The organism is Crossiella cryophila (assembly GCF_014204915.1).
Taxonomy (GTDB): Bacteria; Actinomycetota; Actinomycetes; order Mycobacteriales; family Pseudonocardiaceae; genus Crossiella; species Crossiella cryophila.
In genome coordinates, this window is sequence record NZ_JACHMH010000001.1 from 7,186,889 (window position 1) to 7,207,177 (window position 20,289).

15 protein-coding genes are annotated in these 20,289 nt (G+C 72.1%); 3 read left to right on the forward strand and 12 right to left on the reverse strand.

The features are described 5' to 3' along the window. Nucleotides 1–75 precede the first annotated feature (75 nt). The 5 genes from HNR67_RS31215 to HNR67_RS31235 form a co-directional block, all read right to left on the reverse strand. Nucleotides 76–7,872: a type I polyketide synthase gene (locus HNR67_RS31215; RefSeq protein WP_185005745.1), complete on the reverse strand. Its 7,797-nt coding sequence runs from the start codon at nt 7,870–7,872 to the stop codon at nt 76–78. 342 nt (nt 7,873–8,214) lie between these two features. After that, complete coding sequence (locus HNR67_RS31220) at nt 8,215–9,123, reverse strand: LysR family transcriptional regulator (protein WP_185005746.1); 909 nt, start codon at nt 9,121–9,123, stop codon at nt 8,215–8,217. Nucleotides 9,124–9,189: 66 nt separating this feature from the next. Continuing rightward, a complete protein-coding gene (locus tag HNR67_RS31225; RefSeq protein WP_185005747.1) occupies nt 9,190–9,807 on the reverse strand; it encodes a TetR/AcrR family transcriptional regulator in 618 nt (205 codons plus the stop codon). Beyond that, a complete protein-coding gene (locus HNR67_RS31230) occupies nt 9,807–10,274 on the reverse strand; it encodes a nuclear transport factor 2 family protein (protein ID WP_185005748.1) in 468 nt (155 codons plus the stop codon). The genes HNR67_RS31225 and HNR67_RS31230 overlap by 1 nt, the downstream gene beginning before the upstream one ends. A 71-nt stretch (nt 10,275–10,345) precedes the next feature. After that, entirely contained in the window at nt 10,346–11,404 is a 1,059-nt protein-coding gene (locus HNR67_RS31235; protein ID WP_185005749.1) for a flavin-containing monooxygenase, read from the reverse strand. Nucleotides 11,405–11,459: 55 nt separating this feature from the next. Between HNR67_RS31235 and HNR67_RS31240 the strand changes: the two genes are divergently transcribed. Then, a complete protein-coding gene (locus HNR67_RS31240; protein WP_185005750.1) occupies nt 11,460–11,780 on the forward strand; it encodes an ArsR/SmtB family transcription factor in 321 nt (106 codons plus the stop codon). 137 nt (nt 11,781–11,917) lie between these two features. Here HNR67_RS31240 and HNR67_RS31245 read toward each other — a convergent pair whose 3' ends face one another. After that, entirely contained in the window at nt 11,918–12,784 is an 867-nt protein-coding gene (locus HNR67_RS31245; protein ID WP_312988401.1) for a helix-turn-helix domain-containing GNAT family N-acetyltransferase, read from the reverse strand. Nucleotides 12,785–12,879: 95 nt separating this feature from the next. On the opposite strand from HNR67_RS31245, the gene HNR67_RS31250 reads away from it, so the two are divergent. Next, the gene (locus tag HNR67_RS31250; RefSeq protein ID WP_185005752.1) at nt 12,880–14,214 is read left to right on the forward strand and encodes an NAD(P)-binding domain-containing protein; all 1,335 of its coding nucleotides are present in this window, start codon (nt 12,880–12,882) and stop codon (nt 14,212–14,214) included. 138 nt (nt 14,215–14,352) lie between these two features. Here HNR67_RS31250 and arsB read toward each other — a convergent pair whose 3' ends face one another. From arsB to HNR67_RS31265, 3 genes are read right to left on the reverse strand one after another with little or no spacing between them, the layout of a single operon-like run. Further along, nucleotides 14,353–15,468 (reverse strand): ACR3 family arsenite efflux transporter, encoded by a 1,116-nt coding sequence (gene arsB, locus HNR67_RS31255; protein ID WP_185005753.1) that lies wholly within the window; start codon nt 15,466–15,468, stop codon nt 14,353–14,355. Continuing rightward, nucleotides 15,468–15,767: an ArsR/SmtB family transcription factor gene (locus HNR67_RS31260; protein ID WP_185005754.1), complete on the reverse strand. Its 300-nt coding sequence runs from the start codon at nt 15,765–15,767 to the stop codon at nt 15,468–15,470. The genes arsB and HNR67_RS31260 overlap by 1 nt, the downstream gene beginning before the upstream one ends. Before the next feature lie 17 nt (nt 15,768–15,784). After that, entirely contained in the window at nt 15,785–16,114 is a 330-nt protein-coding gene (locus HNR67_RS31265) for an ArsR/SmtB family transcription factor (protein ID WP_312988404.1), read from the reverse strand. A 155-nt stretch (nt 16,115–16,269) separates the two neighbouring features. Between HNR67_RS31265 and HNR67_RS31270 the strand changes: the two genes are divergently transcribed. Further along, nucleotides 16,270–16,674, forward strand: a complete 405-nt coding sequence (locus tag HNR67_RS31270; RefSeq protein ID WP_185005756.1) for an arsenate reductase ArsC — start codon at nt 16,270–16,272, stop codon at nt 16,672–16,674. A gap of 20 nt (nt 16,675–16,694) precedes the next feature. Here the strand turns inward: HNR67_RS31270 and HNR67_RS31275 are convergent, their stop codons facing one another. The 3 genes from HNR67_RS31275 to HNR67_RS31285 are packed head-to-tail and all read right to left on the reverse strand — an operon-like array spanning nt 16,695 to nt 20,286. Next, nucleotides 16,695–17,825 carry an MFS transporter gene (locus HNR67_RS31275; RefSeq protein WP_185005757.1) on the reverse strand — a complete coding sequence of 377 codons (1,131 nt, stop codon included), beginning with the start codon at nt 17,823–17,825 and terminating at the stop codon, nt 16,695–16,697. Nucleotides 17,826–17,830: 5 nt separating this feature from the next. Next, the gene (locus HNR67_RS31280; protein WP_185005758.1) at nt 17,831–18,382 is read right to left on the reverse strand and encodes a Chromate resistance protein ChrB; all 552 of its coding nucleotides are present in this window, start codon (nt 18,380–18,382) and stop codon (nt 17,831–17,833) included. Between the two features lie 20 nt (nt 18,383–18,402). Further along, on the reverse strand, nt 18,403–20,286 hold the full coding sequence (locus tag HNR67_RS31285; RefSeq protein WP_185005759.1) for a heavy metal translocating P-type ATPase: 1,884 nt from the start codon (nt 20,284–20,286) through the stop codon (nt 18,403–18,405). Nucleotides 20,287–20,289 lie beyond the last annotated feature (3 nt).

Below are 20,289 nucleotides of genomic sequence, written 5' to 3' on the forward strand. Positions count from 1 at the left end.
CGCAGGCTGTCCCGCAGTGCTTCGGCGACCGCGGCGGTGGAGGGGTCGGTCATGGGTCTGGTCTCCATGGTCTGCTCAGGCGTCCAGGCTGCGGCGGGCGAACCGGACCAGGTCGTCCAGGTCGAGGCCGTCCAGGTCGTCCTCGCCCGGCTCGGCGGGGGCCTGCGGCGCGGGCAGTCCGGCCACCAGGGCGAGCAGGGTGTCCAGCACCCCGGCCGAACGCAGGCGTTCCACCGGGAGGGCGGCCAGTCCGGCCCGCAGCACGGCCTCGTCCACGGGCTCGGGTGCGCTGGGGCGCAACTGCTCGGCGATCAGCCCGGCCAGCCGGTTGGGCGTCGGGTGGTCGAAGACGACGGTGGGCGGCAGGTTCAGGCCGGTGGCGCGGTTGAGGCGGTTGCGCAGTTCCACCGCGATCAGTGAGTCCACGCCCAGGTCCCGGAATCCCCGGTCGAGGTCGAGTTGCTGGCCGGGGCCGTGTCCGAGGCTGCCCGCGAGTTCCCGGCGGAGCAGGTCCAGGGGGTCGGACCCGGCCGCGGCCGCCGGTGCCGGGACGACCGGGGCCAGTGCACGCAGGCGGGCCGCGTCCAGCTGGACGGCGACCAGGAGGGCGGTGTCCAGGCGCAGTGCGGCGTCGAACAGGGCCAGACCGTCCTCAGTGGACAGTGCGGGCATGCCGATCGCGGCCATCCGGTCCAGTGCGGCCGGGGACAGTTCGGCGGCCATGCCGGCCTCCGCCCATGGCGCCCAGGCCAGCGAGGTCGCGGCCAGGCCGCGGGCCCGCCGGTGGGCGGCGAGGGCGTCCAGGAAGGTGTTGGCGGCGGCGTAGTTGGCCTGCCCGGCGTTGCCGAGCACCCCCGAGGCGGAGGAGAACAGCACGAAGGCGGCCAGGTCGAGATGTTCGGTCAGCTCGTGCAGGTGCCAGGCGCCGTCGACCTTGGGGCGCAGCACGGCGGTGAGCCGGTCCGCGGTGAGGTTGTCGAGCACGGTGTCGTCGAGCACGCCCGCGGTGTGCACCACGGCGGTGAGCGGGTGCTCGGCCGGGATCCCGGCGAGCAGCGCGGCCACCTCGGCCCGGTCGCCGACATCGCAACGCCGCCAGGTCGCGCCGGGCAGGTGCACCGGGGTGCGGCTGGCCAGCAGCAGGTGCCGGACTCCGTGCTCTTCCCGCAACCGTTGTGCCACCAGGGTTCCGAGCGCGCCGGAGGCCCCGGTGACCAGCACGGTGCCCTCGGGATCCCAGGTGCCGGGCCGGGCGGTGGCCTGAGCGCGGACCAGTCTGGGGGCGAGCAGTTTGCCTTGGCGTACCGCGAGTTGCGGCTCGTGCGCGGGCAGCGCGGCCACCAGTTCCGCGATGCGGTCCAAGTCGGTGTCGGTGTCCAGCAAGACGAACTGGCCGGGGTGCTCGCGCTGGGCGGACCGCGTCAGGCCCCACACCGTTGACGCGGCCAGCCCAGCGCCCTGCTCCCCGGCGGTGGTGCTGACCGCGCCGCGGGTCACCAGCACCAGGCGGCCGGGGTTGGGCCGGGCGGCAGTGAGCCAGTCCCGGATCAGTTCCAGGGCCAGGGTCGCGGCGGTGTGCGCCGCGCCGGGCAGATCGCCGGCCGGCGTGATCTCCACGACCACCGGGTCCGCACCGCCCGGTCCCGGCTCGACCGGGATCCAGTCCACGGCCAGGAAGGGGTCCGGTCGCTCGCCGAGGTCGGCGGTGCGCACGCTCATCGCCTCGATATCGGCGACCGCCGCCCCGGCACGATCGGTGAGCCGCAGGGATATCGCGTCCGGACCGGTGCGGCGCAGCTGTGCGCGCACCGCGGTGGCCGACCCGGAATGCACGGTGATCTGCTGCCAGGCAAAGGGAAGCCTGGTGCCCTCGAACAACCCGAGCGCTCCGCCGCCGTGCAGGCAGGCGTCCAGCAGCGCCGGGTGCAGCAGGTAGCCGGTGGCGTCCAGCTCGCCGGGGAGTTCGACCTCGGCGACCACCTCACCACCGTTGCGCCAGGCCCGGGTGACGTTCCGGAATCGCGGCCCGTACTCCAGTCCACACTCCGCCAACTGCTCGTACAGGTCCACTGTGGACAGTTCCGGCCCGGCGGGGATGACCGTTGCGGCGGTGGGCGATACTGGGCCGAGGGTGGCGGTGACGTGCCGGGTCCAGGTGCGCTCCGCACCGGCCGGACGGGAGTGCACGGTCAGCGCGCGCCGCCCGTCCGCGTCTGCCTCGGCCACGCCAACGCGCAGGTCCACCGGCTCGCGCAGCACCAGCGGCGCGAGCACCAGCAGTTCCGCCACGCCCGGCAGGTCGAGCACGGATCCCGCGTGCAGGGCCAGTTCCACGAACAGGGTGGCCGGGACGACCACCGCGCCGTGCACCACGTGATCGGCCAGCCAGGGCTGGGTCCGGGTGGACAGGGTGCCGGTGAACTCCACCGCCTCGCGGTCCGGGTGGGTGATCAGCGCGCCGAGCAGTGGGTGGGTGGCGGGGCGCAGGCCGACCGTGGCCGGGGAGGCCGCGGCCGGCGGGTCGAGCCAGTACTTGCCGCGCTGGAACGGATAGCTGGGCAGTTCGACCGGCTGAGCCGGGATGCCCTTGAACACAGTGGTCCACTGTGGACTGTGTCCGCGGGTGTGCAGTTCGGCGAGTGCGGCCAGCAGGGTGGCGGGCTCGGGCCGGTCCCGCCGTTGCGCGGCAACGCAGGACTCCGGGTCGAAGGCGGTGAGTGCGGCGTCCGGGCCGATCTCCAGGAAGTCGGTGGCACCCAGCGTGCGCAGTGCGGTCACGGCGTCGGCGAAGCGGACGGTCTCGCGGGCGTGCCGCACCCAGTACTCGGGGTCGCCCAGTTCCCCGGCCTCGCCGGTCACCGTGGAGACCAGCGGCAATGTCGGCGGGTGGAAGGTGAGTTCGCTTACGACAGCACGGAAATCGGCCAGCATCGGGTCCATCAGGCTGGAGTGGAAGGCATGGCTCACCCGCAGTCGCCGGGTGCGCCGACCGCGTTCCTCCCAGCGGGCGCGGATGTCCTCGACGGCCCGCTCCGGTCCCGCCACCACCACCGAGTCCGGCCCGTTGACCGCGGCGATCTCCGCGCCCTCGGCCTGGATCTCCGCCTCGGTCGCGGCGATCGCCGCCATCGCGCCGCCGGGTGGCAGGGCCTGCATCAGCGCGCCCCTGGCGGCCACCAGCCGGGCCGCGTCGGCCAGGTCCAGCACCCCGGCCACGTGCGCCGCGGCGACCTCGCCGATCGAGTGCCCGGCGAGCAGCGCGGGGCGCAGGCCCCAGGAGTCCAGCAGCCGGAAGAGCGCGACCTCGAAGGCGAAGATCGCGGGCTGGGTGTAGGCGGTCTGGTGCAGCCGCTCGTCCTCCCCGGCCATCAGGGCGGCGAGGTCAAGATCGAGGTGCGGGGCGAACGCGGCGCACACCCGGTCCAGTTCCCGCGCGAACACCGGGAACCGCTCGGCCAGTCCGGCCCCCATACCCGCGCGCTGACTGCCCTGCCCGGTGAACAGGTAGGCCAGCTCACCGCCGGTCGTGGTGCGCACGTCGCCGGTGGTCAACTCCGCCAGTCCCGCGAGCAGTTCGACCCGGTCGCCGCCGGTCACCGCGATCCGGTGTGACAGGTGCTGCCGGGCCGTGGCCAGGGCGTGCGCGACATCGGCGGGCGCACTCGCAGCCAGCACAGGTGCCAATCGGCGGGCCTGGTCGAGCACGGCGCCCGGGGTGTGTCCGGACAGCAGCAACGGCAGCACTTCCGGCGAGGACTCCCCTGTCACCGGTGCGACGCCCTCCAGGACCACGTGCGCGTTGGTGCCGGAGATACCGAAGGAGGACACCGCGGCCCGCCGTGCCCGGTCCAGTTCCGGCCACGGGGTGGCCTCGGTGAGCAGGCCTACCCGGCCGGCGGACCAGTCCACGTGCGGGCTTGGTTCGGTCACGTGCAGGGTGCGCGGCGCGAGCCCGTGTCGCATGGCCAGCACGGACTTGATCACCCCGGCGACCCCGGCGGCGGCCTGGGCGTGTCCGAGGTTGGACTTCAGCGAGCCCAGCAGCAGCGGCACTTCGCGGTCCTGGCCGTAGGTCGCCAGCAGTGCCTCGGCCTCAATGGGATCGCCCAGTGCGGTGCCGGTGCCGTGTGCCTCCACCAGGTCCACATCGGACGGTCGCAGGCCGGCGTCGGCCAGTGCCTGCCGGATGACCCGTTCCTGCGCCGGGCCGCTGGGTGCGGTCAGGCCGTTGGAGGCGCCGTCGGAGTTGACCGCGCTGCCGCGCACCAGTGCGAGCACCTGGTGCCCGTTGCGGCGTGCGTCGGAAAGTCGTTCCAGGACAAGCATTCCCAGGCCCTCGGCCCAGCCGGTGCCGTTCGCGCCCGCGGCGAACGCCTTGCAGCGCCCGTCCGGGGACAGGCCGCCCTGCCTGCTGAACTCCACGAACATGCCGGGGCCGGACATCACCGTCACACCACCGGCCAGTGCCAGCGTGCACTCGCCCTGGCGCAGTGACCGCACGGCCAGGTGCAGTGCCACCAGGGAGGAGGAGCAGGCGGTGTCCACGGTGAACGACGGGCCTTGCAGGCCGAGGGTGTAGGAGATGCGGCCGGACATCACGCTGCCACTGGTGCCGGTGAGCCGGAAGCCCGCGCCGCCGGGGGCGGCCTCGTCCAGGCGCGGGCCGTAGTCGGTGGCCATGGCCCCGACGAACACCCCGGTCCGACTGCCGTGCAAGGATTCCGGCACGATCCCGGCCCGCTCCAGGGCCTCCCACACCGACTCCAGCAGCAGCCGTTGCTGCGGGTCCATCGCGGCGGCCTCGCGCGGGGAGATGGCGAAGAAGGCGGGGTCGAACTCGTCCACGCCGGTCAGGAATCCGCCGCGGTGGGTGCTGGTTTCCAGCTCCGCCAGGTTCCAGCCGCGGTCGGCCGGGAACTCACCGACCGCGTCGCGTTCCTCGGCCAGCAGCTGCCACAGCTCGTCCGGGCCGCGCACGCCGCCGGGCAGACGGCAGCTCATGGCCACGATCGCGATCGGCTCGTCGGCGGACTCTCCGGTCAGCTCGATCCCGTTGTCCGGCAACGCATCGCCGAGCAGTTCGACCAGGTGCCCGGCCAGTGCGGCGGGAGTCGGGTGGTTGAACAGCACCGCGGCGGACAGGGCGGCGCCGGTCGCGGTGGCCAGCCGGTTGCGCAGTTCGATCGAGGTCAGCGAGGTGAACCCGAGTTCCCGGAACGGACTGCTGGGATCCAGCGCGCCGGGCTCGGTACCGAGCAGGTAGGCGCCATGCTCGCGGACCAGCCGCAGGGCCTCGGACTCGGTGAGGCTGGTCGGCCGCTGTGGTTCCGCGCGTTCACCAAACCAGTGCCGGGTGCGCTGGAAAGCGTAGGTGGGCAACGGAATCCGTCGGCCGCCGGTGAGCAGCGGCGCGAAGTCCACCGGCACCCCGGCCACGTGCGCCTCGGCCAAGGAGTGCGCGAACCGGTCGAGGCCACCGTCCTCCCGGCGCAGCGAACCGACCACGACCGCGTTGTCCAGGGTGTCCCGCACCGGCACGACCAGGCCGGGGTGCGGGCTGCACTCGATGAAGACGTCATGTCCGGCAAGGGAAAGCTCGCGCACCGCGGGTTCGAAGTGGACGGTGCCACGCAGGTTCTGATACCAGTACCCGGCATCCAGGTCCTCACCACGCACCCAGTCCCGGGTGACCGTGGAGTACATCGGCACGGTCGCCGGGCCTGGCCGCAGATCCGCCAGCGCATCCAGGAGGTCCGTGCGGACGGCGGTCACCTGCGGGGAGTGCGAGGCGTAGTCGATCGGCACCACCCGGACCCGGATCCCCTGTCCGGCAAGGATGTCCAGGAGTTCGCGGACCGCGGGCGCGTCGCCGGAGACCGCCACCGAGCGCGGCCCGTTGATCGCGCCGATGCCCACGCCCGGCGGCAGCAGCGGTTCGACCTCGGCCAGTGGCAGCTCGATCACGCCCATCCGCCCGGTGTCCGGCAGCGCACGCACCGCGCGGCTGCGGGCGACCACCACCCGCGCCGCCTCCGCCAGGCTCAGCGCCCCGGCCACGCAGGCGGCGGCGACCTCGCCCTGGGAGTGGCCGAGCACGGCGTCCGGGTGCACCCCGTGCGCCTGCCAGAGCCTGGCCAGCGACACCATGATCGCGAAGGTGGCGGGCTGCACCACGTCATCGCCCTGCAGCGGCCCGTCCAGCACCTCGAACAGGTCCCAGGACACCCACCGGGACAACGCCTGCGCGCACTCCCGCATCGCGGCCGCGAACACCTCGGACCGCGCCAGCAGCTCCCGGCCCATGCCGGCCCACTGCGATCCCTGGCCGGGGAACACGAACACGGTCCGCCCGGTCTGGCGAGCCACCCCGAGCACCGGTCCCGGCGCGCCCTCGGCCAGTGCGGCCAGCCCGGCCCGGTCGAACACCACGGCGCGGTGGTCGAACGCGATGCGGGTGCGCGCCAGCGAGTAGCCTACGTCCACTGTGGACGGCCGGTGCCGGTCCAGGTGATCGGCCAGCTTTCCGGCCTGCGCCCGCAATGCCCGCGGGTCACGGGCGGAGAGCAGCCACGGAGTCAGTCCGGCCTCGGGCACCTCCGGCCGACCGGCCTCGGCCGGGGCTTCGGCGACCAGGACGTGGCAGTTGGTGCCGCCCATGCCGAAGGAACTCACCCCGGCGATCAGCGGCCCGTCCGGTCGCGGCCAGTCCGTGTGCCGGGCCTGGACCTCGATGTTCAACTCCGCCAACGGGATGTCCGGGTTCGCGGTGCGGAAACCGCTGTTGGTCGGCAGGCTTCGGTGGCGGATGGCCAGCACGGTCTTGAGCAGCCCGGCAATGCCGGCCGCGCCCTCCAGGTGACCGATGTTGGTCTTGACCGAGCCGATCCGCAGTGGGTTTCCCGGCGCCCTGGCCGACCCGTACGCGGCACCCAGCGCGGCGGCCTCGATCGGGTCGCCGACCCGGGTGCCGGTGCCGTGGGCTTCCACGTATTGCACGGATTCCGGGTCGATCCCGGCATCGGCGCAGGCCGCGCGCAGCAGGGCGGTCTGGGTGTCCCGGTCCGGGGTGGTCAGCCCGGCGGTGCCCGCGCCGTCGTTGTTGACCGCCGAACCCAGCAGCACCGCGTGCACCAGGTCGCCGTCGGCCAGCGCGTCCGCGAGCGGCCGCAGCAGCAACACCACCCCGCCCTCGCCGCGGACGTAGCCGTTGGCGCGTTCCTCGAAGGCGTGGCAGTGCCCGTCCGGGGACAGCACGCCGAGCGCGTCGACCGCGCGCGTGGTGGCCGGGTCCAGGTTCAGGCCGATCCCGCCGACCAGGGCCCGGGAGATCTCCCCTCGGCGCAGGCTGTCCAGGGCCAGGTGCACCGCGACCAGCGAGGAGGACTGTCCACTGTCGACGGTCAGGCTGGGCCCGCCGAGGCCGAGGAAGTGCGAGACCCGGTTGGCGATCATGGCCCGGTGCCCGCCGGTCAGGGTGTGCGCGTTCGCCGGGACGGCGGCCCTGGCGAGCGCGGCGTAGTCGTCGGCGATGACGCCGAGGAACACCCCGGTGTCGCCACCACGAGGTTCGGCCACCGAAGCACCGGCGGATTCCGTTGCCTCCCAGGCGAGTTCGAGTGCCAGGCGTTGCTGCGGGTCCATGGCCGCGGCCTCGTCCGGGGTGATACCGAAGAACCCGGCGTCGAACTGGTCCACTGTGGACACGAACGCGCCGTGGGTCAGTGCGGCGGTGGCGGGCCAGCGCCCGTCCGCATCGTCCCGGACCGCGCTGCCACCCTCGGTGAGCAGGCGCCAGAAGCGCTCCGGGTCCGGGCTGCCGGGCAGTCGGCAGGCGATCCCGGTGACCGCCACCGACCTGGCGAAAGCAGCCAAGACCCACTCCTCACAAACGAGTTCCGGACGAATGCGGACAGCCGGGAACCAGGTCCCCGTACATCGAATTCCTCACATCAAGGCGACGTCGCCTCGGTATGACCAAACGCTATCCACCGGCGTCCGAACGCAACAAATCATTCTCGTCAATTCGAGCCATCACCCACCACCATACCGGACAAAACGGACACCCTGGAGCGACAAAAGTGCACTTCAACGCAATCGGGAGCCCCAGAGCCGTGACCGGAATCCGCCACTCGACCAGGTGAGCTGAGAGCTTTCTCAGAAATAAATTCAGCTACTACTGCGAAATACGTTACACCGGGATGTCCGGAACCGGACTCACAATCGATTGGCGGCTTCCCGCACCCGTTCCCGCAGCCAGCGGTGCGCCGGATCCGCGGTGCTGCGCGGGTGCCAGTACATCGCCTCGCTCAGCTCCGGCATCGGCGCGCGCAACGTCACCGTGCGCAGCCCGAGGCCCGGCCCGAGGAAATCGGCCAGCCGCCGCTGCACGATGGTCACCATCCGGGTCCCGGGCAGCAGGTGCATGGCGCTGACGAAGGTCTCCACGGTGGCCACCACATTGCGGTGCACGCCGCTCTCGTTGAGCTTGGTGTCGGCCAGCGCCGTGCGCGGCCCGCAGATCATCACGTACGGCAGCTCGCCGAGTTGCTCCGCACTCAACTCGTCACCGACCTCGTGATTGTCCTTGTCCACCACCGCGACGAAGGTGTCGGTGAACAGATCGACCCGGGGGAAACCGTCCTCGTCACCGGCGATGCTCGGCGGCCAGATCAGCATGTCGCACCGCCCCCTGCGGAGCTGGTCGACGAAACCGGCGTGCAGCCCGCCGATCGCGATCCGTACCCGCGGCGCCTCCTTGATCAGCTCACCGATCAGCGGCCGCAGCAGCACCGTGCTGATGTAGTCGCTGGCCGAGATCGCGAACACCCTGGTGCTGTTCTCCGGGTCGAACTTGCCCGCCGACCCCAGCACCACGCCGATACCGGCCAGCAGCTCGGCCACCGGCTGCACCAGTGACTCGGCCAGCGGCGTGAGCACCATCGCCCGCCCGTCCTTGACCAGCAGCGGATCGTCGAAGATCCGCCGCAGCCTGGCCAGCGAGGCACTCATCGCGGGCTGCCCGACCTGCACCCGCTCCGCCGCCCTGGTCACGTTCTGCTCGACGAGCAGCGCGTTGAGCGGGATCAGCAGGTTGAGGTCGACGTTGCTCAGGCTGGTCGTCATCCACGCTCCCGGTCCGGATCCGCGACCGAGGCTACGGGAACCCGACAGGCGGGAAATCCACTGTTATCAGAGCTGATCCGGCTGCCGGACCAGCGCGGCGAGAATGATCTCCCGCGCCGCCCGGACCGTGTCCGCGAAGGCGGCGGGCTCCCGCCCGATCCGCTCGGCACCCGCGCGCATGGCCCCGGAGAGCAGCTCCACCACCAGTCGCACGTCACCGACCTCGCGGAACTCGCCCCGCTCGACGCCGTCCCTGACCACCTGCTCCACCTCGACCACGATCAGGTGAAACGGATTGTCCGGCCCGACCGGCAGGTCGGCGACCGGTTGGCCGGAACCGGGCCGGAACATCAGGTGCAGGGCCAGGTCCGTGGACGCCGCCAGCACCACCTCGACGATCTCCCTCAGCCGCGCCGCGGCCGGCTCCGCACTCTGCCCGGCAATCGCGGCCACTCGCTCGACCGCGGGCCGCGCCGCCCGCCGGGTCAGCTCCTGGACCAGGGCGGCCTTGTCGCGGGCGTAGTTGTAGAGCGTGTTGCGCGCGAGCCCCGTGCGGGCCGCGATGTGCCCCATGGTGATCGAGTCGTAGTCCCGTTCGAGCAGCAACTCCCGCATCGCCGCGGCCAGCCCGGCCCACACCATCTCGTGGTGCTCCTCGATGCTGCCACCCCGGATCCGCGGCATCAGCCCGCCTGCCCGAGCGCCATCGCCGCCAGGTGCGCGTTCACCTGGTGCGATGGCGTGAGCTTCACCCTGGTGAGCCGCCAGCCGGCCGCGGTCCGCACCGCCTCGTTGTCGTAGCAGCCGACCACCAGCCAGCAGTCCGGCCCGTCCCCGGCGAGTTCGGCCGGCAGCCAGTGCTCGGCGCGGACGTGCGCGTGGATCTTCGCGGTGTCGCCGTCGATGTCGAGGACGGGACCGGTGATGGTGTGGTGGGTGGCCGCGAAGGGCGTGAACGAGGCCCGGAGGATCTCGAGGTAGTCCGCCAGCGGCAAGGTCGTCGGCGGAATCCCGGCCACCGCCTCGAAATCGATGGTCAACGGGTCGGTGAACACCAGGCCGGGCCGCTCGGTGAAGTCCTTCAGGTCCGCGATGTCGGCGTACCGGCCCAGCAGTTCGACGAGATCGGCGCGATCAGCGAGCACATCCATCGGGAGCCCTTTCCCTACTTTATGCGACAACCTGTCGCAAAGATTACGACGGAGTGTCGCAACAAGCAAGCTCAGGCACCGCGGGCGGCTTGACGCAGCAGCCGGGTGACGACGTATCGGGCGTCCGTGCCAACGCCGCGCAGGCTGGCCGAGGCCGGACTCCGCTGGAGTTCCAGGCCGGCAAAACCGAGGCGTGGGTGCACAGTGGACAGTCCGGCGCGGTGCAACGGGCGCTGATCGCCGTCCAGAGCGCCGAGCGGGCCGAGATAGGGCAGGTCGGGGCGGTAGCCGGTGGCCAGGATGATCACGTCGACGTGCTCCTCGCGGCCGTCGGCCCAGGTGACGGTGGAGCCGTTGACGTCGGTGAACAGGTCCCGACGGTCGGGGCGGCCCGCGGCAAGGGCGGCACGGTAGGGGCCGTGGTCCAGGACGGGCTGGGTGAAGTTCGGGGGGAAGAACCGACCGATCGGTAGGCGGTCGATCCGGGTGTGGTGGAACCAGAAGTGCAGGTCCTTGCCGAGGGGACGCTGGTTGGTGAACTTGACCGGGATGCGGCTGGCGAGGGTGACCGTGGCGTGCTCGGCGAGTTCGGCGGCGATCTGCACGGCGGAGTTGCCCGCGCCCACGACGATGACCCGCTTTCCTTGGTAGGCAAGGGGTTCGCGGTAGTCGGCGACGTGACACAGGGTGCCGGTGAAGGTGTCCAGGCCGGGCAGGTCAGGGCGATGCGGGCGACCGAAGGCGCCGGTGGCGGCGACCAGGGTCCGGGTGTGTAGTTCGGCGCCGGCCGCGGTGCGGACCAGCAGGTGCGGGCCGTCGGTGGTCACCCCGGTGACGCGGGTGCCGATGCGGAGATCGATGTCCAGGCGGGTGGCGTAGCGGGCGAGGTAGTCGACGACCTCGTCACGGTGCGGGTAGCGCTCGGGGTCGCCGCCGAAGGGCAGGCCGGGCAGGGCGCTGTAGCGGGCCGGGGAGAACAGGGTGAGGCTGTCGTAGTAGCCGGGCCAGGAACCGACCGGTCGGTCGGCCGCTTCCAGCAGCAGGGGGCGGGCGCCGCGGGCGCGCAGGGCGTGGGCGGCGGCGAGGCCGGACTGGCCGCCGCCGATGACGATGGCGTCGTGGAGGGTCACCGCCGCAACATATCCTCATTTCATGAAATGACGCAACGTGTGGGATGATGGCGGCATGAGCGAGACCGAACCCGCCTGTGGTGGGGCCGCTGACCTCAGTGACGCGACCCGCCGCTTCCTCAAAGCGCTGGCCAGCGAGCATCGACAGCAGACGATGATGCTGTTCCACGGCGGCATCGAGCTGTCCGTCGGCGAGGTCGCGCAACGGCTGAACGCCGGCCAGTCCACCGCCTCGCAGCAGCTCACCATGCTGCGCGAGGCAGGCATGCTCACCTCGCGCCGAGACGGCAAAACGGTCTACTACCGCGCGGATCCGGCAGGCATCGGCGCAGCCCTGACCGAACTACAGGCCTACCTGGCGGTCTGCTGCCCCTAACCCGCCCGCGTGTTGGCCGTTGTCGTACACAGTCTTGGCCGAACTGGTACGCCGATCGGCCAACACACCGTCCATAACGGCCAACACACCGTACGAGAACGGCCAACACGCCGACCGCAACGGCCAACACGGTCGGGCTAGCAGGTGGCTGGGTCGCAGCCGGTCTGGATGGAGCCGCTGCGGCGTTCGATCAGGGCGGTGTCCCGCCAGCGGCCGTCGAGCTGGGCGATGCGTTCGCGGATGCCGACGGTGCGGAATCCGGCCGAGCGGTACAGGGCCAGGCCGGGCTTGTTCTCGGTGAGGACGGTGGTCTGCAGGGTCCACAGGCCCGCGGTGTCGGCGGTGGTGACCTGACGATGCAGCAGTGATTTGCCGACGCCGCGACCACGGAGATCGGCGCCGACGTAGAGCGCGGACTCGGCGACCCCGGCGTAGCTCTCCCGCGGTGAGACCGGGCTGAGCGCGGCCCAGCCCGCGACCTGGCCGTCGACCTCGGCGACCCAGCGGTGGCCGGGCAGCCACCTGCGGTCCAGGACCTCCCGGCGCGGGACCTCGGTGTCGAAGGTGGCCTCACCGGTAGCGATGCCCTCGCCGTAGATGCGGCGGACCGCGGGCCAGTCGGCCTCGGCCAGCGCGCGCACGGTGACGTCGGCCGGGAGGTTCTCCGGGCAGCAGGGGCGGGCGGCCAGGGCGCCCATGACCACGTCGGCGGCGTGCGGCAGGCCGGTGCAGCAGGCCTCGTTGACCGAGACCAGGGTGGTGGTCCCGGCCTTGCGCAGCCGCACGAAACCGACGTCGGCGAGCTTGCGGACGTGGTGCGAGCAGGTGGGCTGGCCAATGCCGATCTGCTCGGCCAGCACGCCGACCGCCACCTCACCGGCCACCGCCACCGCGTGCAGCAGCCGCACCCTGGTCGGGTCGGCCAGGCAGGCGAACCAGGTGGCGTACCGGGTGGCCTCGTCAACGGCCAGCCGGTCTGCTGCGGTCTGCTCGGTCGCGGTCACCCGGACAGTATTGACGAGAATCGATGCTTGCGTCCAATCATCGACGTTTGTAGATTGACAAGCTGTATCGACAGTCATCGATCCAAGGGGTGGGCATGAGTGATTTCCCGGTAGTCGTGGTGGGAGCCGGGCCGGTGGGCCTGGCCGCAGCCACCGAACTTCTCGAACGTGGTCTGACGCCGTTGGTCCTGGAGTCCGGGGCCGTCGCGGGCGCGGCGGTGCGGCAGTGGGGGCACGTCCGGCTGTTCTCCCGCTGGGCGGAGCTGGTCGCCCCGGCCGCGGCGCGGTTGCTCGCGCCGACGGGCTGGCAGCACCCGGCGCACGCGGACTACCCGACCGGCGATGACTGGGCCAAGGGCTACCTCGAACCGCTGGCCGCGGTGCTGGGCGAGCGGGTCCGATTCGGCGCGACGGTGATCGGGGTGACCCGGCGCGGCCGGGACCGGATCGTGGACGCGGGCCGGGACACCGAACCGTTCGTGGTGCACACCCGGGCCGCCGACGGCACGGAAAGTCGTCTGCTCGCCAGTGCGGTGATCGACGCCAGCGGCACCTGGACCACCCCGAACCCGGCTGGCGCCGACGGCCTGCCCGCCGCCGGTGAACGCGCGGCCGCGGACCGGGTGACCTACCGCGGCACCGCACCGGAGCGGCTGCGGGAGCAGCACGCGGGACGGCACACCGTGGTCGTCGGCAACGGGCATTCGGCCTTCACCGCACTGATCGACCTGGCCGTACTCGCCGAGCGCGAGCCGGATACCAGGGTGAGCTGGGTGCTGCGGCGCGGCGTCACCGACAGCACCTTCGGCGGCGGCGATGCCGACCAGCTACCCGCCCGCGGCCGCCTCGGTCAGCGGGTCAAGGACGCGGTGGCGGCCGGACACATCACCGCGGTGCCCGGCTTCCGCACCGAGACCGTCGAAGGCCACGGTGAGGCCGTGGTGCTGGTCGCCGACGACGGCCGCCGACTGGCTCCCGCGGAGTCCGTGCTGGTGCTGACCGGGTTCCGGCCGGACCTGTCCTGGCTGTCGGAGGTACGGCTCGATCTGGACCCGGTGTTGCAGGCCCCGGTGGCCCTGGCCCCGCTGATCGACCCGAACGTGCACTCATGCGGCACGGTCTACCCGCACGGCGTCGCCGAGCTGTCCCACCCGGAGCCGAAGCTGTTCCTGGCCGGGATGAAGAGCTACGGCCGCGCCCCGACCTTCCTGGCCATGACCGGTTACGAGCAGGTGCGCAGCATCGCGGCCGAACTCGCGGGCGACCACGAAGGCGCCCGTCGGGTCGAGTTGTCGCTGCCGGAGACCGGGGTGTGCGGCGGCTCCGGGCTCTACGACTCAGCCGAGGACGCGGCCGAGGGTGGTTGTTGCGGCGGCCCGGCGGAGCCGGAGCTGCTGGCGCTGCCCGCGATCGGCGCCCGGACCGGCTGAGGTGACCGGCGGGCTGGCGCTCCGGCGACACTTCGGGGGGTCGTCGGAGCGCTCTGCCTGACCGAACTGACCAGCCGGGGGGTGTTGTTCTACGCGTTGCCGGTGCTGTTGCCCGCCATCGTGGCGGACACCGGCTGGTCAGCGGCCACGGTCACCGGCGCCTGCGGTCGGGGTGTTGCCGGCGGCGGCGGGGGTGGCCTGGTGGTCGGATGGGGCAGCCCACCGCCCGCGCAGCCACAGGCTGACGTACACCAGGCCCACCAGCACCGGCACCTCGATCAGCGGCCCAACCACCCCGGCCAGCGCCTGACCGGAGGTGACGCCGAAAACGCCGATCGCGACCGCGATGGCCAGCTCGAAGTTGTTGCCGGCGGCGGTGAAGGCCAGGGTGGTGGTGCGCTCGTAACTCAAGCCGGCGACCTTGCCCATGGCGAAGGACCCGATCCACATCAGCGCGAAATACACCAGCAGCGGCAACGCGATCCGGGCGACATCCCACGGCCGGGAGGTGATCGTCTCGCCCTGGAGCGCGAACAGGATGACGATGGTGAACAGCAAGCCGTACAAGGCGATCGGGCCGATCTTCGGCAGGAACCTCGACTCGTACCACTCGCGGCCCTTGCGCTGCTCCCCCAGCCTGCGGGTGAGGTAGCCCGCCGCGAGGGGGATGCCCAGGAAGATCAGCACGTACTGGGCGATGGTCCAGGGCGAGACCTCGAGGCCGGTGGTGGTCAGGCCCAGCCAGCCGGGCAGCAGGTCGAGGTAGAACCAGCCGAGCACGCCGAACATCACCAGCTGGAACACCGAGTTCAGCGCCACCAGCACGGCGGCGGCCTCGCGGTCGCCGCAGGCGAGGTCGTTCCAGATGATGACCATCGCGATGCAGCGGGCCAGGCCGACGATGATCAGGCCGGTGCGGTACTCGGGCAGGTCCGGCAACATCAGCCAGGCCAGGGCGAACATCAGCGCTGGGCCGAGAATCCAGTTGAGCACCAACGACAACACCATGGTGCGGGTGTCGCGGGTGACGGTGTCCAGGCGGTCGTAACGGACCTTGGCCAGCACCGGGTACATCATCAGCAGCAGGCCCACCGCGATCGGCAACGAGACCTCGCCGACCTTCACCGCCTCCAGAATCCCTTGCAGGCCAGGGATGAACCGGCCCAGCAGCAGACCGGCGAGCATGGCCGCGGCGATCCACACCGGCAGGAAACGGTCCAGAAAGGACAGTCGGCGTACAGCCTCGGCGGTCATCAGCAGGGCCTCCTGGCCTGGGGGTGACGCTCGGCCCGGTCGGCCAGTTCGGTCAGCGAAGCCGCTGCGGCGCGCAGGGCATCGGGGCGCAGCGAGTAGTAGGTGAACTTGCCGCAGGGCTCGGCGTCGACCAGCCCGGCAGCACGCAGGGCCCGCAGGTGGTTGGAGATGTTGGCCTGCTTCGCGCCGGTCTCCTCGACCAGGTGGCAGGTGCACAGTGACTCCGTCGCCAGCAGTTCGAGGATGCGGGCGCGCAGTGGGTCGGCGATCAGCCGCAGGATGTCCGTGTCGAGTCGCATCAGTCGAGAGTGTTACATCATTCTCCGCTGATGTGAAGTCCGGCGCCGGCGCGCAGCACCTCGTTCATCCGGTCCAGCGCCGCCGGTTCGATCCGGTACCAGCTCCAGGTGCCGCGGCGTTCCCGGTGCAGGATGCCCGCGGCGACCAGGATCTTGAGGTGATGACTCAGCGAGGACTGCGGCATGTCGAAGCCCTCGGCCAGGTGACAGAAACAGACCTCTCCGTCGGTGGACTGGCGGACCAGGGCGAGCAGTTGCAGCCGGACAGGGTCGCCGAGGGCCTTGAACAGCGCGGCGGCCTCGGCGGCGACCGAGGGGTCCAGTCGCGCCGTGCCAGTGGGCTGCACCGACACCACCCCGTTCCGCCGCTCCGTGATCCTTCGGTCGGCGCCCATGATGCCAGCACGGACCGGCCCTCATCCAGGCTGGATTGACAAATGTCGATCCAACCTGGTGTGCTTCCGCGGTCCGAGGGCCGTGTGGAGCCGATGAGGAGAACCCGATGAGCCCCATTCCCGAGGTGCTGTTCGTCTGCGTGCACAACGCCGGCCGCTCACAAATGGCCGCCGCCCTGCTGCAGCACTACGCCCTGGGCCGGGTCGCGGTCCGCTCGGCAGGCTCCGCGCCCGCGGAGAAGGTCAACCCCGCCGCGTCCGACGCCCTGGCCGAGTGGGGACTGGACATCACCGCGGAGATCCCGACCAAACTGTCCACTGAGGACGTCGAAGCCGCGGACGTGGTCATCACCATGGGCTGCGGCGACACCTGTCCGGTGTTCCCCGGCAAGCGGTACCTGGACTGGGCGCTGGAAGACCCTGCCGGACAAGGGCTCGCGGCGGTGCGGCCGATCCGGGACGAGATCGATCACCGGGTCCGCGCACTGCTGGGCGAGCTGCTGGATTCCTGAGATTCGGTGACGCCGGCGTCTTACCGAGGTCCACCCGCCCGCGCGGCCGCCATCGCGAGGGCGGCGAGCAGCACGGCGAGTCCGATCAGGCCGTAGCCGAGCGCACCAGCGGCCACCGCGACCGCGCCGACCAGCAGTGGGCCGCCGGCGTCGCCGAGTTCCCTGCCCACCTCGGCCGCGCCCATGGTCTGGCCGAGTCGTTCGACCGGGGTGCCCGCGGCCAGGTGAGCGAAGCCGATCGGGGTCACCAGGCCGGTTCCGGCGCCGATGAGGATCGCGGCCACCACCAGCGCGGCCACACCGGGCAGCACTCCGGCCAGCGCCATGCCCGCCGCGGCCAGGGTCAGACCGAGGGCCATGCCGGGGCCGTCGCCGATGTGACCCGCGTCGCGGGCGCGGCCGACGCGGGGCTGGACCAGGGCGGCGGTGGCGGCCAGCAGGGAGACCAGGGCGCCGGTGGCCAGTGGCCCCAATCCGTGTTCCGCCCCGGCCACCGGCAGGAAGCCCACGCCCACCGAGAGCGCCGCGGTGGCCCCGGCCAGGGCCAGGGTGGGGCGCAGGAAACCGCCGGTGCCCAGGCGGCGGGCCAGGTCGAGCACGGTTTGCCGGGTGCGGGGCAGGGGTGGCACGGCGGGCACGGCCAGCACCACCCAGACCGCGACCGCCACCGCGAGCAGGCCCAGCGCGCCGAACAGCAGTGGGTAGCCGCCCAGGGTGATCAGGATGCCGCCCAGCACGGGGCCGAGGGTGTAGCCAAGGCCCTTCCAGGCTCCGTAGCCGCCGAAGGCCCTGCCCTGCGCGGATTGCGGCGTCAGCCGGGCCACCAGCGCACCGGCCGCCGGGGAGAAGGCCGCCGCGGCGGCGCCCTGGCCGAGGCGCGCCACCCCGACCAGTGCCGGGTTGCCCGCGAGCACGAAGGCCACCGAGGCCACCGCGAAGGCCAGCAGGCCGCCGAGCAGGACCGGCCGCGGCCCGACCCGGTCGGCCAGCGAGCCGAACACGGGTTTGAGCACCACCTCGGCGCCGTCGTAGACGGCCAGCAGCAGGCCAAGGGTGAGCAGCGAGGCGTGATCGGTGTAGCCGCCAAGGCCCGCGGCGATGCTGTGCGCGCCGAAGGCGGTGACGAAACCCGCCGCGTAGAGGGGGAACATGGGGACTACATCTGGTGCAGGGCTTGGAAAACCTGCTCGGTGTAGTCGGCCAGTCGGTCGGCGCAGTGTTTGAGGCGTGCCTCGGCCTCCTCTGCGGCCGGAGCGCCGAACAGGTCACGGGCCTTGATGTCGCGGTGCCAGCGGCGCAGGCGCTCCAGGCTCTGCTCTTCCTCCTCCAGTTCGGCCATCGTGAACTTGCCGATGCGGATCTCCTTGGCGATCTCGGCCTCGAACTTGCCGCAGTCGGCGAGGAACTCCGCCCATTCCTCGGTCCGCTCCGCGGTGAACAGCGCCGTCAGGCGGGCCGTGTCCGGCTCGGCCCGCCCCACCGCGTCGAGCACCAGCACCTCGCCCGCACCGCGCTGGGCCAGTTCGATCACCCGGGTCACCCCGTCGGCGAACACCGGCGCGTCCGGCACCACCCAGGAACCCTGTCCCAGCGACAACGCCCCGATCCGCCGCAACTCCCGCCACACCGCCACCCGATGCCGGGACGGCTCAGCCGGAACCCGCACCACCAGCACCAACCACCGGGAGGCAGCACACCGCTCTGTCACAGGGAGGAATGTAGCAGCTGTTACATCGCGAGCGGTGTCCCCCGGGCGGCGCGGATGGCGTTGAGGATGACCAGGACCTCGGCCAGCTCGTGCACGAACACCACGGTGGCCAGACCCAGCACACCGAAGGCGGCCAACGGGATCAGCACCCCGATGATGGCCAGCGACAGACCCACGTTCTGCAGCATGACGCGGCGGGCATGCCGAGCGTGGGCGAGCAGTTGCGGGAGGTGGCGGAGGTCCTCGCCCATCAGCGCGACGTCGGCGGTCTCGATGGCCACGTCGGTGCCCATGGCGCCCATGGCGATGCCGACCTCGGCGGTGGCCAGTGCGGGGGCGTCGTTGACGCCGTCGCCGACCATGGCGATCCGGCGATTGCCACGGAGCCGGTTCACCAGGGCGGCTTTGTCCTCGGGCAGCAGGTCGGCGTGCACGGTGCTGATCCCGGCCTCGGTGGCCAGTGCGGTCGCGGTGCGGGCGTTGTCGCCGGTGAGCATGGCGACCTCGATGCCGAGCCTGTGCAGCCCGGCGATGACCTCGGATGCTTCGGCGCGGAGTTCGTCGCGCACGGCGATCGCGCCGAGCAGGATGCCGTCGCGTTCGATGAGCACGACGGTGGCTCCGGCTTCCTGGAGGCCTTCGACCTCGGTGTGCAGTGGGCCGGGGGCGATCCAGCCCGGTTTGCCCAGGCGCAGGGTGGCGCCGCCGAGTACGCCGTGCAGGCCGTGGCCGGGGACCGCGGTCACGTCGGTGGCGGCGGGCACCGTGTCCACGGCGGCCAGGATCGCGCGGGCCAGTGGGTGTTCGCTGCGGGCCTCCAGGGCTGCCCCGGCGGCGAGGATCTGTTCGCGAGTGGCGGATCCGGCGGGGTGCACGGCCACCACGCACGGGCTGTTGCGGGTGAGGGTGCCGGTCTTGTCCAGCGCGACCACGCTGATCCGGCCCAGTTCCTCCAGCGCGGCCCCGCCCTTGACCAGCGCGCCCTGTCTGCTGGCCGCGCCGACCGCGGCGACCACGGTGAGCGGGATCGAGATGGCCAGCGCACACGGTGAGGCGGCGACCAGGACCACCAGCGCCCGTTCCAGCCACAGCAGCGGATCACCCAGCAGCGCGCCGAGTCCGGCGATCAGCACCGCCAGGATCATGATCGCGGGCACCAGCGGGCGGGCGATCCGGTCGGCCAGGCGTTGCCCGCTGCCCTTGCGGTCCTGGGCCTGCTCGACGATGTGCACGATCCGGGCCAGCGAGGAGTCCGCGGCCAGCGCGGTGACCTCAACCTCGATCGCGCCGCCGCCGTTGATCGCCCCGGCGGGCACGACATCGCCGGGCCCGGCCTCCACCGGCACCGACTCACCGGTGATCGCGGACAGGTCCAGGCTGGTGCGTCCGGCGCGGATCACGCCGTCGGTGGCCGCTCGCCCGCCGGGCCGCAGCAGCATCCGGTCGCCGAGCACGAGTTCCGCCGGCGCCACCTGGACCTCGGCGTCCGCGCGCAGCACCGAGACGGTCGGCGGCACCAGGTCGAGCAGGGCCCGCAGGCCGCGGCGGGTGCGCACGACGGCGTAGTGCTCCAGGCCCTCGGCGATGGAGAACAGCACGCCGAGCAACGCGGCCTCGGTGAACTGGCCGAGCGCGACCGCGCCGATCGCGGCGATGGTCATCAGGGTGCCGACGCCGATCCGGCCACGCACCAGGTCGCGGAGTGCGCCGGGGACGAAGGTGGCCGCGCCGGTCACGGCGGCGGTCAGCGTCAGCCCGGTGCCGACCGGGTCGTCGCCGATCAGCCGGCCTGCGGCGAGCAGCACCGCGGCGAGCGCGGCCAGCTGGAGTTCCCTGACCTGCCATAACCGGCCCGGGTCGGCAGCAGGGGCGGCCTCCGAGGGACCACAACACGCGTCGGACATCGT